Origin of the sequence: Undibacterium sp. TC9W (assembly GCF_049339865.1) — a bacterium.
Lineage (GTDB): Bacteria > Pseudomonadota > Gammaproteobacteria > Burkholderiales > Burkholderiaceae_D > Undibacterium.
This window is the reverse complement of the sequence record NZ_JBMPPJ010000023.1, coordinates 50829-65556: the sequence shown is the minus strand read 5'-3', so window position 1 is coordinate 65556 and position 14728 is coordinate 50829. Positions and strand designations below refer to the sequence as shown.

The 14728-nt window shown below is 53.4% G+C and carries 16 protein-coding genes; 11 read left to right on the top strand and 5 right to left on the bottom strand.

The genetic code is table 11. From position 1 onward, the window contains the following. Positions 1–44: 44 nt before the first annotated feature. Genes ACO0LN_RS24775 through ACO0LN_RS24760 form a run of 4 tightly spaced genes read right to left on the bottom strand, consistent with a single transcriptional unit; the run spans position 45 to position 2273 of the window. Positions 45–656, bottom strand: a complete 612-nt coding sequence (locus tag ACO0LN_RS24775; protein ID WP_422978485.1) for a DUF2946 family protein — start codon at positions 654–656, stop codon at positions 45–47. Then, positions 656–1612, bottom strand: coding sequence for a YheT family hydrolase (locus ACO0LN_RS24770; RefSeq protein ID WP_422978483.1), 957 nt, complete (start codon positions 1610–1612; stop codon positions 656–658). The genes ACO0LN_RS24775 and ACO0LN_RS24770 overlap by 1 nt, the downstream gene beginning before the upstream one ends. 10 nt (positions 1613–1622) lie before the next feature. Beyond that, positions 1623–2054: a YybH family protein gene (locus tag ACO0LN_RS24765; protein ID WP_162059982.1), complete on the bottom strand. Its 432-nt coding sequence runs from the start codon at positions 2052–2054 to the stop codon at positions 1623–1625. Positions 2055–2069: 15 nt separating this feature from the next. Next, positions 2070–2273: a zinc-finger domain-containing protein gene (locus ACO0LN_RS24760; protein ID WP_162059981.1), complete on the bottom strand. Its 204-nt coding sequence runs from the start codon at positions 2271–2273 to the stop codon at positions 2070–2072. A gap of 475 nt (positions 2274–2748) precedes the next feature. On the opposite strand from ACO0LN_RS24760, the gene ACO0LN_RS24755 reads away from it, so the two are divergent. The 3 genes from ACO0LN_RS24755 to ACO0LN_RS24745 all read left to right on the top strand — a co-directional run bounded on the left by ACO0LN_RS24755 (position 2749) and on the right by ACO0LN_RS24745 (position 4601). Next, positions 2749–3486 (top strand): AzlC family ABC transporter permease, encoded by a 738-nt coding sequence (locus ACO0LN_RS24755; protein WP_422978480.1) that lies wholly within the window; start codon positions 2749–2751, stop codon positions 3484–3486. Next, a complete protein-coding gene (locus ACO0LN_RS24750) occupies positions 3483–3806 on the top strand; it encodes an AzlD domain-containing protein (protein ID WP_162059979.1) in 324 nt (107 codons plus the stop codon). Before ACO0LN_RS24755 ends, ACO0LN_RS24750 begins: the two co-directional genes overlap by 4 nt. 432 nt (positions 3807–4238) lie before the next feature. Next, positions 4239–4601: a hypothetical protein gene (locus tag ACO0LN_RS24745; RefSeq protein WP_422978478.1), complete on the top strand. Its 363-nt coding sequence runs from the start codon at positions 4239–4241 to the stop codon at positions 4599–4601. A 34-nt stretch (positions 4602–4635) separates the two neighbouring features. On the opposite strand, the gene ACO0LN_RS24740 is transcribed toward ACO0LN_RS24745, so the two are convergent. Continuing rightward, positions 4636–4929 (bottom strand): hypothetical protein, encoded by a 294-nt coding sequence (locus ACO0LN_RS24740; protein ID WP_422978476.1) that lies wholly within the window; start codon positions 4927–4929, stop codon positions 4636–4638. 626 nt (positions 4930–5555) lie between these two features. On the opposite strand from ACO0LN_RS24740, the gene ACO0LN_RS24735 reads away from it, so the two are divergent. The 8 genes from ACO0LN_RS24735 (at position 5556) to ACO0LN_RS24700 (ending at position 14674) form a co-directional block, all read left to right on the top strand. Next, positions 5556–5915 (top strand): hypothetical protein, encoded by a 360-nt coding sequence (locus ACO0LN_RS24735; RefSeq protein ID WP_422978474.1) that lies wholly within the window; start codon positions 5556–5558, stop codon positions 5913–5915. 468 nt (positions 5916–6383) lie between these two features. After that, positions 6384–7577, top strand: a complete 1194-nt coding sequence (locus tag ACO0LN_RS24730; protein ID WP_422978472.1) for a phosphoglycerate kinase — start codon at positions 6384–6386, stop codon at positions 7575–7577. Between the two features lie 307 nt (positions 7578–7884). After that, positions 7885–9321, top strand: coding sequence for a pyruvate kinase (gene pyk, locus ACO0LN_RS24725; protein WP_422978470.1), 1437 nt, complete (start codon positions 7885–7887; stop codon positions 9319–9321). A gap of 52 nt (positions 9322–9373) precedes the next feature. Beyond that, positions 9374–10438 (top strand): class II fructose-bisphosphate aldolase, encoded by a 1065-nt coding sequence (gene fba / locus ACO0LN_RS24720; RefSeq protein WP_422978468.1) that lies wholly within the window; start codon positions 9374–9376, stop codon positions 10436–10438. Between the two features lie 276 nt (positions 10439–10714). After that, positions 10715–11611: a phosphoribosylaminoimidazolesuccinocarboxamide synthase gene (locus tag ACO0LN_RS24715; RefSeq protein ID WP_162042490.1), complete on the top strand. Its 897-nt coding sequence runs from the start codon at positions 10715–10717 to the stop codon at positions 11609–11611. After that, positions 11611–12108: a 5-(carboxyamino)imidazole ribonucleotide mutase gene (gene purE / locus ACO0LN_RS24710; RefSeq protein ID WP_422978466.1), complete on the top strand. Its 498-nt coding sequence runs from the start codon at positions 11611–11613 to the stop codon at positions 12106–12108. The genes ACO0LN_RS24715 and purE overlap by 1 nt, the downstream gene beginning before the upstream one ends. Before the next feature lie 314 nt (positions 12109–12422). Then, the gene (locus tag ACO0LN_RS24705) at positions 12423–13643 is read left to right on the top strand and encodes a 5-(carboxyamino)imidazole ribonucleotide synthase (RefSeq protein WP_422978464.1); all 1221 of its coding nucleotides are present in this window, start codon (positions 12423–12425) and stop codon (positions 13641–13643) included. Continuing rightward, positions 13640–14674 (top strand): L-threonylcarbamoyladenylate synthase, encoded by a 1035-nt coding sequence (locus ACO0LN_RS24700; protein ID WP_422978462.1) that lies wholly within the window; start codon positions 13640–13642, stop codon positions 14672–14674. Before ACO0LN_RS24705 ends, ACO0LN_RS24700 begins: the two co-directional genes overlap by 4 nt. Positions 14675–14728: the final 54 nt, after the last annotated feature.

The window sequence follows — 14728 nt, the reverse complement described above, 5'->3', positions numbered from 1 at the left end:
TTTTGTTATATGTTGGCAGAGCAGGATAGTGTGTTTACGTTGGCTTAATTACTGTTTTCCCTCGGACGCGCCACAAAACCAAATTCCCGCATCAATTGCCCCTCTTCACAGCGCTGCACTTCCACATGTAATCCAGCCATGCCGGGTGGGCGCAATTGCAAGTCGCCAGGTGTGCTGGCATCTTCCAGCCATTGCAATAGTGCTTCATCACTGACTGGCTGTTCGCCCAGTGTCAGCCAGGGCAGGCATAGCGCGAGGTCGCGGTCGTCAAGCTGCGCCAGGATATTGCCACTGCTGAGTTGCAGCCTGCCTTGCGGGTCGAGGAAGGCGAGTTCGGGTGTGAAAGCCTGTTCACCATGTTGTAGTACGAAGCTGCCATCTACCGTAGTGTTGGCGATATAAGGTGTCGCTTCCAGATCGACATATACACGTTGTGGGCCATTCTGGAAATACCAGCAACCCTCTTCATTGCACAGATAATTGCGGGTGATGAAGGCCAGCAGGGCGGTATTGCGTATGGGGTCACCCTGCAGGTTCAAGGCCTGGCTGCGCTCGTCGCGCATGCGCCAGTTGCCGCGCGCATCGAGTGCCAGCCAGCCGTAGCAATGCGGTACGTTCGGCCATTTGGCCATGGCTGCCTTGACGATTTCATCCATCAGCTATTCGCCTCAAAAAATTGCAGTATCTTTTGCGGTAGCCAGTTCAAATGGCCGGGTACCTTGCCTGCCGCAAATCCGACATGGCCGCCATGCTCAGGATAATCCAGTGTCACGCATTTGGCCGCCTGGGTGGGCAAATGCTGCGCGGGCAGGAAGGGATCATTCCTGGCATTGAGCACCAGCGTCGGCACTGTGATATCGTTCAGTATATGCTTGGCGCTGGCCCTGTGCCAGTAATCATCGGTATCTAGATAACCATGCAGCGGCGCGGTGACGACATTGTCAAACTCGTACAGGTCACGCGCATTGAGCATGGCGTCACGGTTGAACAGGCCAGGGAACTGGTTGAGCTTTTGCAGGCACTTGGGTTTCAGTGTCTTCAAAAACATGCGGGTATAGATCATGTTGAAACCGCTCGACAGCGAAGCACCACCCTGCGCCAGATCGAGCGGGGCAGAAACTGCGCAGGCTGCATTGACGATATCTGCATGGTGTTGCGATTCACCGAGCCAGCGCAACAACGCATTGCCACCGAGAGAAACACCCGCCGCATAAAACTTGCCACCATCATGACGATGATGGAACTGTTGGTACAGCCGTTCTATGATCCAGTCTATCTCTTGCGCATCACCAGAATGATAAAAGCGCGGTGCCTGGTTCAGCTCACCTGAGCATCCCCGAAAATGCGGTATCGCGCCCGACCAGCCTTTGTCAGCAAGGGCGGCCATCATCGCGCGCGCATAATGGCTGTCGCTGGAACCTTCAAGGCCATGGAAAAGTACAACCATGGGTTTGCCGGGTTCGCCATCAAGAAAATCGATATCGACAAAATCATTGTCCGGCGTGGTCCAGCGTTCGCGCCGTAGCGGTGTCACCGGCTTGTTGATAAACAAGGCCGGATAGATGGTTTGTAAATGGCCACCGGGTAACCAGCGAGGGGAGAGGTATTTCATGCAAACTTCATCAATGCAGGGTGCTGGCCTTGAACATGTCCAGCGGCGGCTTGCCAGACGCGACCGAGGCGTGGTGCATGGTAATGCGCCAGCCACGCGGGGTCTTGACATACACATTGGTAGCCAGGATATGTACATCCTGGCTGCTGTCGCTGGGGCGCTGGAATTCTTCGACGATGCTATGGACCGCTGTCAGCATATTGTGGGTCGCATGCAACTGCAAAGGACGTATCTGCACGCTGCCGCGCTCGAAGATCGCTTCCCAGGAACTGCGTATGGCTGCATGGCCTATCAGCCTGGTTGCACCGGGGTGGATGCAAACTATCTCTTCATCCTCGGCCCACAGGGCCATCATGCCATCGAGATCGGCACGGCTCAGTGCATCATAAAAAGCCGCCTCGACTTCGTCGGCGCTGCCATTCAACTGTTTTTTAGCGGCCATGACGGGGGCGGTGGATTAGTGGGCTTTGAGCACTACGCCTGCGGCCAGCTTGTATTGCGTGCCGCAATAAGAGCAAGTGGCTGTGCCGCCATGCGACAAATCAAGATAGACGCGTGGGTGCGAAGACCACAGCGGCATGGCCGGGTTAGGGCAGTGCGCAGGCAAATCGCTGGCTTGCAGTTCGACGACGTTATTGGTTGTGCTGGCTGTGGTGGACATGGGGACTCCGTAAATAAAAATGGTGCTGGAAGCAGGCGCACACAGACTGGCGACGCTGGTTTGCTCCCGAATTAAACATTGCCAACAGGATTTTAACGGATTATGGGGTGGCTGGGGGTATTCGTGCTGGTGGCTGTTGGTGCTGTGTACTCTGTGATTTGGCATGATCCGAAAAAAATCGTAGGTTGGGCCGGGCGTAGGTTGGGCTACGCCTCATCAGCCTAGCGAGGCCCGGCCCAACACTCGGCGCTTAAATACCGTATACGTTTGCAGAGGCCCAGTGTTGGGCTGATACCCCGCAGCCTAGCGAGGCCCGGCCCACCCTACGAAATTGCAATGCATTGCATGAAATTAAAAATTGTTTGCGCTTGCGTGGATTTGAGAATTTATCAATCTGCTCACAAAATCAGCGCCACAGGCAAGTTTTTTGTTTCCAAGTTACAATGATGCACTTTCCCGCTCTATCTACACTCTCATGTCATTTGAATCAGACAAGGCCGCGATCAAGGAAGGTTTGAGAGTAGGAGCACCCACCTGGTTTGGTATAGGTGCCTGGGGAATGGTGGTTGGCGTTGCCATGATCAAGGCTGGGCTGACTCTGCCGCAGGCACTGGGCATGACCCTGCTGGTCTTTGCCGGATCTGCCCAACTCGCATCATTACCCCTGATTGCCGCACATGCCCCAGTCTGGGTGATTTTTGCCACGGCACTGGTCGTGAATCTGCGGTTTTTGATTTTTTCTGCCATTCTCGCTCCCCATTTTGCGCACCTGCACTGGCGTACACGCGCCTGGCTGGGTTTTATGACAGGCGACATTTCTGTCAGCCTGTTCATACAGCGTTATCCTGAATTTATTGAGGAAAAAGGCAAGCTGGCCTACCTAAAATCCTTGGTCTTCCCAAATTGGGGCGCCTGGCAAACCGGTTCCGTCATTGGCATCTTGCTGGGCAGTCAGGTGCCTTCAAGTTGGGGGCTGGGTTTTGCCGGTACCCTGGCCATCCTGTGCATCATGCTGCCCCTGATCATCAATCGCGCTGCCTTTGCCGGTGTCGTTGTGGCTGGCATCGTGGCCCTGCTTGCAGTGAATCTCCCCTACAAACTCGGCCTCTTGCTTGCCGTCTTGCTCGGCATGGGTACGTCCATGATGCTGGAAGAATATCTGGACGGTAAAAAAGTAGCTGCCGCTGGCAAGAACAATGGGGAGCAAGCATGAGCGACTGGGAAATCTGGCTGGTCATAGGCCTGCTGACTCTGGCCACCTTCATTGCCCGCAGCGGCTTTTGGCTGGTGGGGCATCACATCAACCTGCCCAAGCGCGTGCAGGAAGCCCTGCGCTACGCCCCCGCCTGCGCGCTGGCCGCGATCATCGTGCCGGACTTGTTGCTGACCAATGGTCAGGTCGAGGTGGGCTTGCAAAACCCGCGCCTGCTGGCGGGCTTGCTGGCAACGGCATTCTTTTTGGTACGCAAGAATATGTTGCAGACGATATTTTTTGGGATGGCGGTGTTTACTTATATTCGGTTGGGGTTGTGATCTGGGAAGAAGGCTATAGCCTTGCTGTGCCCAAGGCCTTGCACGAATGGTCTATATCGAAGCCCTGTTTGATAATAAATTATTCTCCTTAGCTAAGTCATTCCAGCGTGCTTTTGGCTGGAATCCAGAGGCGTTCGTTGGAAACTATTGCGTGGGTTAATTTCTGATTCATCGTGCATGAACATTCGGATTTTCAAATGCCTGCACACGTAATTTGAGATTGCAGGCCGGTGGTAGACCGGCGGCTACTCACTTTTCTTGTCTCGCCAAGAAAAGTAAGCCAAAGAAGGCGACCCAGGCGTAGCCGCCCCCTGAAGGGGGTTCCCGTTTATGCAGTACAAAAAATGGGAAATGCCCGAAACTCGCTGCGCTCAGACACGGGCATTTCTATTCCATTTTCTGTACAGCACAAACGGCGTCTACACATGGGAAGTGCGAAAGTCAAAAGCAAGAACAACGTCAAACCCAACAGCAACAGCAACAGCAACAGCAACAGCACCAGCAACAGCAACAGCAACAGCAACAGCAACAGCAACAGCAACAGCAACAGCAACAGCAACAGCAACAGCAACAGCAACAGCAACAGCAACAGCAACAGCAACAGCAACAGCAACAGCAACAGCAACACAGCAACAGCAACAGCAACAGCAACAGCAACAGCAACAGCAACAGCAACAGCAACAGCAACAGCAACAGCAACAGCAACAGCAACAGCAACAGCAACAGCAACAGCAACAGCAACAGCAACAGCAACAGCAACAGCAAGAAGACATATTGCTATCTTGGCTTGCTTAATTGAGCACTGCGGGTAAATCGCATTCTTTATGCCTTACTGTTTACCAAACATCCCTCCATACCAATACCATCTCTTATCCTTCAACCACGCAAATTTACTTCGCTCCGCGAGTATGCTAATTGGCTTCAAGTTGATTTGGTAACGAGTCAATATACCGATCAATTCAAATAGAGAATCACGACTAAGTCCTCTCAGATCTAAATCGAGGATGAGTGAGCGTCCAACGCCTTGTATCGATTTCAAGGCCGATATTTCTCTTAGCGCTATGAAAAAACGTAACTCGTCTTTCTCTGTATAAAACTTGCTCAGTTCAATTTGTAGCTTCATGGTCTGTAGCTCTTACTTTGATAAAAGTGTGATTTTAATTATTGCAGGAAATCATGTGGGGATACTTTACCTTTTTACCTTACGTGAAGAAACTGCGTAAATCCATAGCTCGATAAGCAGTAGCTCTCAAAGTAGCCCGCGAAGGTCGTATTGACGTTGCTTTTGACTTTTGGGGTGTTTTTGAACTTCGCTGTCCCGATGTGTCGATGCCTTTGCTGCTAGGCAGAAAATGGAAAGAGAAATGACCGTTGTTTGAGCCGCAGGCGAGTTTTCGGACTTTCCCATTTTTTGACTTGCAGCAATGGGGACCCCCTTTAGGGGGGGGCAGCGACGCCTCGGTCGCCTTCTTTGGCTTACTTTTCTTGGCGAGACAAGAAAAGTGAGAAGCTGTCGGGCTACCCCCGACCTGCAATTTTAAATAACGTATGAATGTATTAAGACCAAAGTATTCAAAATACGACGAACCAGAAAACTCATGCAATAGTTTGCCCCGAACGCCCCGAGCGCCAGCCCGGTAGATACCTGCCTTCAATCCGTGTTCGTGTATCCTTTGTCTTTCAAGTACTTATTGCTTGATTTTGCCGCGTAGTGCAGGATAATGGGTGACCTAGAGTTAGACTCATCGCATGACCACTACCTACTACAATCCAGATCAAGCTCAAGAAAGGGAAGCCTGGATGGTGCTATCCCCGACTGATAAATTGAGGGTTGCAAAAAATTATCACGATTCAATCCGGGTGAAGGCATCCAAGCAGCATGCCTACCTTCATGTGTTCGTTGAAGACCAGATTGCCCATGGTGTCAGACCTGTTATCCGTGCAATGGAGCGATTACAAAGCAAACGAATGCAGCGCCATGAAGCTATACATGCAGTTGCGGCTGTCTGTGCCGCGCATTGGCAAAGAGTAGCACTCACTTCAACCGAAACAGATCAATCAGCAGCTCAATTACGTCTCAATGCTGAGCTTGATGCCTTGCTTGGGTAAGCTATATCGGAGCCTGAGGCTTTGTTTGTGACTTGCTTTTATGTGGCTATTTATGCCGTCATTCCGGTCAACAGCATGCAGGAATGACGTAGCAATGAATGCGGCAATGCTAAGCTTTAGTAACTCCAATTTGGCAATTCATCCTATGTAAATAATTGCCTGTAACCTAGAAAAATTGATCGAAAAACAATAAAAGCACGAATGTACAGTTTTCTAATCAGCAATCAGTGAATCCAATCAAACCCACCCACCATCCCCAAGCCCAAGTAATTCCATCAAATAAATGCCAATTTATTATCAGATTTTACATTAAACGCGCAAAACCCGCGCAAAACCGTATGGTCTGCAAGCGGGCTTTGGTAAAATAGCGGGCTGAGAACTTATGCAGTAAATTTCTTGGCGGAATTCATTTGCCCGGCACTCGCAGGCAAATGCGCCACCCTTCAACCTTGCCAACTCCATATCACGATGCAATTCAACCGACTCAGTGACCTGATCGCAGCAAACCAGCTCCAGGGCAAACGTGTTTTCATCCGCGCCGATTTGAACGTTCCTCAGGACGATGCCGGCAATATTACCGAAGATACCCGTATCCGCGCCTCGGTGCCGGCGATACAGCAGGCTTTGCAGGCAGGTGCTGCGGTGATGGTGACTTCGCATCTGGGGCGTCCGACTGAGGGTGAATTCAAGGCAGAAGATACCCTGGCACCGGTTGCCAAACGCTTGTCTGAATTGCTGGGCGTGAATGTAGAACTCAAGCAAAACTGGGTTGACGGTGTTGATGTAGCACCAGGCCAGGTAGTCTTGCTGGAAAACTGCCGTGTCAACAAGGGCGAAAAGAAAAACGACGATGCGCTTGCGCAAAAAATGGCTGCCCTGTGCGACGTGTATGTGAATGATGCCTTTGGCACTGCCCACCGTGCAGAAGCAACTACCCATGGCATCGCCAAGTTTGCCCCTGTTGCCTGCGCTGGTCCGTTGTTGTCTGCCGAGCTTGATGCACTGGGCAAGGCGCTGGGCCATCCCGCCCGCCCGCTGGTGGCGATTGTTGCCGGTTCCAAGGTATCGAGCAAACTGACTATTTTGAAGTCACTGGCTGACAAGGTGGATAACCTCATCGTCGGCGGCGGCATTGCGAATACCTTCATGCTGGCATCCGGCCTCAAAATCGGTAAGTCACTGGCAGAAGCTGATCTGGTGGAAGAAGCCAAAGCCATCATCGACATGATGGCCAAGCGCGGTGCATCTGTGCCTATCCCTACTGATGTAGTGTGCGCCAAAGAATTCTCACCAACCGCAGTGGCAACTGTCAAGGCAGTGGCAGATGTGCAGGACGACGACATGATCCTCGACATCGGCCCAACGACTGCAGCATTGCTGGCAGAGCAGATCAAGAAAGCTGGCACGATAGTCTGGAACGGCCCGGTAGGCGTGTTTGAATTTGACCAGTTCGGCAACGGTACAAAAGTGCTGGCGCAGGCGATTGCCGATTCAGCAGGCTTCTCGATTGCTGGCGGTGGCGACACCCTGGCCGCGATTGCCAAGTACAACATCGCTGACAAGGTAGGCTATATCTCGACAGGCGGCGGCGCTTTCCTGGAATTTTTGGAAGGCAAAACCCTGCCAGCAGTAGAAATTTTGTTGCAACGGGCGGTAAAGTAAATTCAAGGTCAAGATCAAATTCAAGACCATTAACCACAGAGGTACAGAGGAAGGAAAGACTGCTTGCAAGCAGTCTTCGTTACGCGGGCGAGTGGCATGCCACTCGAATTCCCCGCTACACCACAGAGAAAGGCAAGAGAAAAGCAGATAAGCATCCAGTCATTGGACCTTCATTGCAAAAAATATTTTCTCTGCGACCCTTTGTGCCCCCTCTGTGTCTCTGTAGTGAGCTTTCAGGTTTTAATAAGTTTTTCAGGTTTTCATCAAACTCAACGCTAAAAATAATATCTAATTTTCAGGAGACCAGATGTCACGTGCCACCAAGATTGTTGCCACCATAGGCCCCGCTTCGAATGACATGGCTACGCTCAAGCGTATGATCCATGCCGGGGTGAATGTGGTGAGGTTGAATTTCTCGCATGGCAAGGCGCAGGACCATATAGACCGGGCAACCATGGTGCGCCAGGCAGCAGCAGAGTGCGGCCGCGAAATTGCCATCATGGCTGATTTGCAGGGCCCTAAAATCCGCATAGGCAAGTTTGAAAATTCCCGCATCAATCTCGACAACGGTGACAAGTTCATTCTCGATGCAGACTGCACCCTGGGTAATCAGGAACGTGTGGGTCTCGATTACAAGGCCTTGCCACGTGATGTTAAAACTGGCGATCTGCTGTTGTTGAATGACGGCCTCATCGTGCTCGTCGTCGAAAAAGTTGTCGGCAATGAAATCCATACCGTCACCAAGATAGGTGGCGAGCTGTCCAACAACAAGGGCATCAACCGCCAGGGTGGTGGCCTGACAGCACCGGCACTGACTGGCAAGGACATGGAAGACATCAAGACTGCCATGTCTATCCAGGCGGATTATGTCGCCGTGTCTTTCCCAAAAAATGCGACTGACATGGAAATGGCAAGGCAACTCTCGAATATCGCGGGTGAGCCTTACAACCACAAGCCCATGATGATCGCCAAGATCGAACGTGCTGAAGCCATACCTCTGCTGCAAGAAATTCTCGATGCTTCCGACGGCATCATGGTTGCCCGTGGCGATCTGGCTGTAGAAGTCGGCAATGCTGCCGTACCAGCCCTGCAAAAACGCATGATCAAGATGGCGCGTGCGTCCAACAAGGTGGCTATTACTGCCACCCAGATGATGGAATCCATGATCGTCAACGCAGTGCCTACCCGTGCTGAAGTGTCAGACGTGGCCAATGCCGTGCTTGACGGCACTGACGCCGTCATGACATCGGCAGAAACTGCCTCCGGCAAATACCCTGTAGAAACCATAGAAGCGATGTCGCTGATTTGTCTGGAAGCTGAAAAATTCCAGGAAAACAAGCTCGATGCCGATTTCTTGAATATGACCTTTACCCGCATTGACCAGTCCATCGCCTATGGTGCGCTGTTCACTGCCCACCACCTGGGTGTTAAAGCCATCGTGGCCCTGACCGAGTCGGGTTCTACTGCCTTGTGGATGAGTCGCCACAGTGTTGATGTGCCCCTGTTTGCACTGACGCCGAGTGTGGCGACCCAGCGCAAGGCTGCGCTGTACCGCAATGTCCAGACTTTCAATCTGCCATACTCTGCTGACCGTGAAGTAGTGTTGAAGTCTGCCGAAACCATCCTGCTTGAGAATAATATCGTCGATAAAGGCGACATGATCGTCGTCACCTGGGGCGAACCCATGGGGCAGGTCGGTGGCACCAATGCAATGAAAATTGTCAGGGTCGGTGAGACAGCGTAGTTCGGACGAAGCAGGAACAAAGATTTTTTTATAAAGCAATCTGGAGTTAATTATGCCACTCGTATCCATGCGTCAATTGCTGGACCACGCCGCCGAAAACGGTTACGGTCTGCCAGCTTTCAACGTCAACAACCTGGAGCAAGTCACCGCCATCATGCAGGCCGCCGATGAAGTTAGCGCACCTGTCATCATGCAAGCGTCGGCCGGTGCCCGCAAATATGCTGGCGAAGCATTCTTGCGTCATCTGATCGAAGCCGCGGTAGAAGCTTACCCGCACATCCCCGTCGTCATGCACCAGGACCACGGCCAGTCGCCAGCAGTCTGCATGGCTGCGATCAAATCCGGCTTTACGTCGGTGATGATGGACGGCTCGCTGGAAGAAGACGGCAAGAGTGTCGCCAGCTATGAATACAATGTCGAAGTATCGCGTGAAGTGGTCAAGTTTGCCCACTCCATCGGCGTTACGGTAGAAGCAGAACTGGGCGTGCTCGGTTCTCTCGAAACCATGATGGGCGACAAGGAAGACGGCCACGGTGCTGACGGCAAAATGACGCGCGAACAATTGCTCACCGACGTGCAGCAAGCCGCTGACTTCGTCAAGCAAACCCAGTGCGATGCATTGGCAATTGCCATCGGTACTTCCCACGGTGCCTACAAATTCTCCAGGAAGCCTACTGGCGACATCCTGGCAATCGACCGCATCAAGGAAATCCACCAGCGCATTCCAAATACACACTTGGTGATGCACGGTTCTTCTTCCGTACCACAAGAACTGCTGGATGAAATCCGCCAGTTCGGTGGCGACATGAAAGAAACCTATGGCGTGCCCGTTGAAGAAATCGTCATCGGCATCCAAAACGGCGTGCGCAAGATCAACATCGACACTGATATCCGTCTGGCAATGACAGGCGCGATCCGCCGCTACATGTTTGAAAACCCATCCAAGTTTGATCCACGTGATTACCTGAAACCAGCGCGTGAAGCAGCGAAACTGGTGTGCAAGGCGCGTTATCTGTCTTTCGGTTGCGAAGGCCAGGCAGGCAAGATCAAGCCTATGGCATTGGAAAAAGTGGCAGAACAGTACAAGAAAGGCGCTTTGGCGCAGATCGTCAATTAAGAAATAAGTTAGTTTGTTTCCTCATTCCGGTGTTTGCCGGAGTGAGGGAGTTCAGGGTTTAGACAAAATTGTTTTGTACATCCGTAAATTTGCCGTGATATTCCCTCCCCTTCAAGGGGGGGGCTAGGGTGGGGATGGGTTTCGGTTGATTGACCGTTAAAAAATTATGACAGAACCCCATCCCCATCCCAACCTTCCCCTTGAAGGGGAAGGAGCTAAAACCACCACCAACAATTTTGTGTAAACCCTATCCAGATCGAAATAAAGAAATCCCTCATGACTACGCAAATCAATTCCACTCTTCATTCCCTGCCTTTGCTGGGCCGTGGCAAGGTACGTGACAATTACGCTGTCGGCGACGACAAGCTGCTCATCGTCACGAGTGACCGCCTGTCCGCATTCGATGTCATCATGAATGAACCGATACCCGACAAAGGCCGCGTGCTGAACCAGATGGCGAATTTCTGGTTTGAAAAGCTGGGCCATATCGTGCCTAACCACCTGACAGGTGTCGCACCAGAATCCGTGGTCGCAGCAGATGAAGTGGCGCAAGTCAAAGGCCGTGCGGTCGTTGCCAAACGCCTCAAGCCCATCATGGTAGAAGCAGTGGTACGTGGCTACATCATCGGCTCAGGCTGGAAAGATTATCAAGAGACTGGCGCAATCTGCGGTATACAATTGCCAGCAGGCTTGCCGCAGGCAGCCAAGTTGCCAGCGCCGATATTCACCCCGGCTGCCAAGGCAGAAATGGGTGAGCATGATGAAAACATCAGCTATGCAGAAACCGAGCAGCGCATAGGCGCAGAACTGGCCGCCAAAATTCGCGACATCAGCATACAGCTCTACACTGAAGCCGCAGAATACGCCGCCACCCGCGGCATCATCATCGCCGACACCAAGTTTGAATTTGGCCTTGATGACAATGGCGTGCTGCATTTGATGGATGAAGTGCTGACTGCCGATTCTTCCCGCTTCTGGCCTGCTGACTCTTATGCTACCGGTATTTCGCCACCGTCTTTTGACAAGCAGTTCGTGCGCGATTATCTGGAAACTATTACCAGCTGGAAAAAGACCGCACCAGCCCCAGCCTTGCCGGATGAAGTCGTGCAAAAAACTGCCGCCAAATACCGTGAAGCACTGGAACGCCTGACTGGCGAAAGCCTGAAGGACTGATGATGACTACAAATAAAATCGTCGTCGGCGTCGTCATGGGGTCATCCTCGGACTGGGACGTCATGCAAAACGCCGTCGCCATTCTCAAGGAGTTTGGCGTAGGCTTTGAAGCCAAGGTCGTCTCGGCCCACCGCATGCCCGATGAAATGTTCACCTATGCAGAAACCGCCCGCGAGCGCGGCCTGCGCGCCATCATCGCCGGTGCTGGCGGTGCAGCCCACCTGCCAGGCATGATCGCTGCCAAGACCATCGTGCCAGTATTGGGTGTGCCCGTGCCATCCAAATACCTGCGTGGTGAAGACTCATTACTGTCCATCGTGCAAATGCCTAAAGGCATACCGGTGTCGACTTTTGCAATAGGCGAAGCTGGCGCAGCAAACGCTGCCCTGGCCGCGATTGCGATTTTGGCGACGACCGATGATGCGTTGGCCGCGAGGTTGATCGAGTTCCGCGAAAAGCAAACGCAAGTTGCACGCGATATGGTGTTACCGGTTTGAGTGTGTTTGTAGGTTGGATTAATTTTGTAGGTTGAGTTAACTCCGTGAGTCGGGTTAATCCCGTAGGTTGGGCCGGGCCCCGCTGGGCTACGTCTTATCAGCCCAACATTCGGCGTTTGAATCACGTATACGTTTGTTGAGGCCCAGTGTTGGGCTGGTGAAGCGTAGCCCAACCTACGGCACGGCCCAATCTACGTACACGACCAATTAACGAAACTTGATATCGCAACCCGGATTTCTATCTACCTAAATATCCGTACCTCATTTGATTTGTACTATTGTGTACAAACAATCCCTAGTTTGAAATCACTACCATGACCACTCATTCACAGCCCGCACAGCCCCGCCAGCCATTGTTACCCAACACCCCCGCCAGTTGCCTTGGCATCATGGGCGGTGGCCAACTTGGCCGCATGTTTGCCCAGGCGGCACAAGCCATGGGTTACCGGGTCGCCGTGCTGGAGCCTGAAGCCGGCTGTCCAGCCGCACAAGTGACAGGCCAGCATATCCAGGCTGGGTATGAAAACCACCCTGGCCTGATGGCACTGGCCAAGCTCAGCAAAGCCGTCACCACAGAATTTGAAAACGTCCCAGCAGAAAGCTTAAAGCTGCTGTCACAAACCAGCTTTGTCGCCCCGGCTGCTGCCTGTGTCTCCATCGCGCAAGACCGTCTCGCAGAAAAACACTTCTTCACCCGCTGTGGCGCGACCACGCATGTGTACCCGGCACCGCATTGGGGTATCACCAGTCAGGATGATGTCGCCAAGGTCAGCGATGATCTCTTGCCCGGCATCTTGAAAACCGTGCGCATGGGCTATGACGGCAAAGGCCAGGTCCGCGTGCGTGACCGTGCCGAACTCGCCGCAGCCTTTGCTGGCATGAACGGCCAGGTCTGCGTACTCGAAAAAATGCTGCCACTGGCTTACGAAGTGTCCGTTCTGGTTGCCCGTGGCGTCGATGGTGAAGCGGTTGTGTACCCAATAGCAGAAAACGTCCACCGCGACGGCATCCTCTTCACCACCATTGCCCCCAGCACCCATGTATCGGCAGATGTCGCCAGCAAGGCACAAGCTGCGGCCCTGCATATCATTGCAGAGATGGGCTATGTCGGTGTGCTGTGCATAGAATTCTTTGTGCTCAAGGATGGCAGCCTGGTTGTCAATGAAATGGCACCCCGCCCGCACAATAGCGGCCACTACACGATTGATGCCTGCGTCACCAGTCAGTTCCAGCAACAGGTCAGGGCGCTTGCGCAACTACCGCTAGGTGATGTGCGCCAGCATTCGCCAGCCGCCATGCTCAATATCCTCGGTGATGTCTGGTATGAAGGCGACACCGACAACATGCGCGAACCTGCGTGGGATCAGGTGCTGGCCATTCCTGGCGCTCACCTGCACCTGTACGGCAAGGCAGAAGCCCGCCGTGCCCGCAAGATGGGTCACATTACCTTCGTCTCACCGACGATGGCAGAAGCCCAGGCCAATCTCAGCAAAGCCTGCACCATCCTTGGCATAGCAGCACCGGAGTGGGCATGAAGCCAGTCGCCAGCACGCCTTGCGCTATTGCCGAAGCGGCAGAAGCACTCGAACGCGGCCAACTGGTCGCCTTCCCGACCGAGACCGTGTATGGCCTGGGTGCTGATGCAGAAAACCCCACTGCCGTTGCCAACATCTACGCCGCCAAGGGCAGGCCATCGAATCATCCTGTGATTGTCCACGTTGCCCCCGGTGCGGACATCAGCTACTGGGCCAAGGAAATCCCGGCAGAAGCGCACCAGCTCATCGCCGCCTTCTGGCCCGGCCCATTGACGCTGATTTTAAAACGCGCCGACCATATCCCCGATGCCGTCTCCGGCGGGCAGGACACGGTAGGCATACGCTGCCCATCGCATCCCGTGGCACAAGAACTCTTGCGGGCCTTCAAGGCAGGCAAGGGCGGTGTCGCTGCACCATCGGCCAATAAATTCGGCCACGTCAGCCCCACCATGGCAGCGCATGTGGAAGAAGAATTCGAACAAGAGATACAACCCGGCGGCCTCATCGCCCACATACTTGACGGCGGCCAGAGCGATGTCGGCATAGAATCAACCATCGTCGATCTCAGCCGCCTCGCCACCCACGGCCCCGTTCTGCTGCGCCCCGGCCATATCACCGTCGCTCAAATGGCTGCCGTGCTGGGTGTTACACCAGCAGCCCCAGACGCCGCCGCACCTCGCGCTTCCGGCACGCTGGACGCCCATTACGCGCCGCATACACCTATAATTTTGGTAGAAGCTGCAGAGCTCGACGACACCGTCAACCGCCTGCACGCCAAAAACAAAAAACTCGCCCTCATGAGCTACCAGGCCCATCCTGCTATCCAGGCAGAAGCATGGCGCCACCTGCCCGCCGACCCGGTAGGTTATGCCCACGACCTGTACGCAGGCCTGCGCGAACTTGATCATGCCAACGCTGATTTGATTTTGGTGGAAGCCTTGCCACAAGACAAAGACTGGCAAGGCGTGAATGACCGTCTGCGTAGGGCGGCATTTGACTCGCGGGATGTGTTAAAGGGAATGCTGGGATAGCGGGGGCTACTTTACTCTGACAGACTTGCATCTCATTCCAGCAATGATTAAATG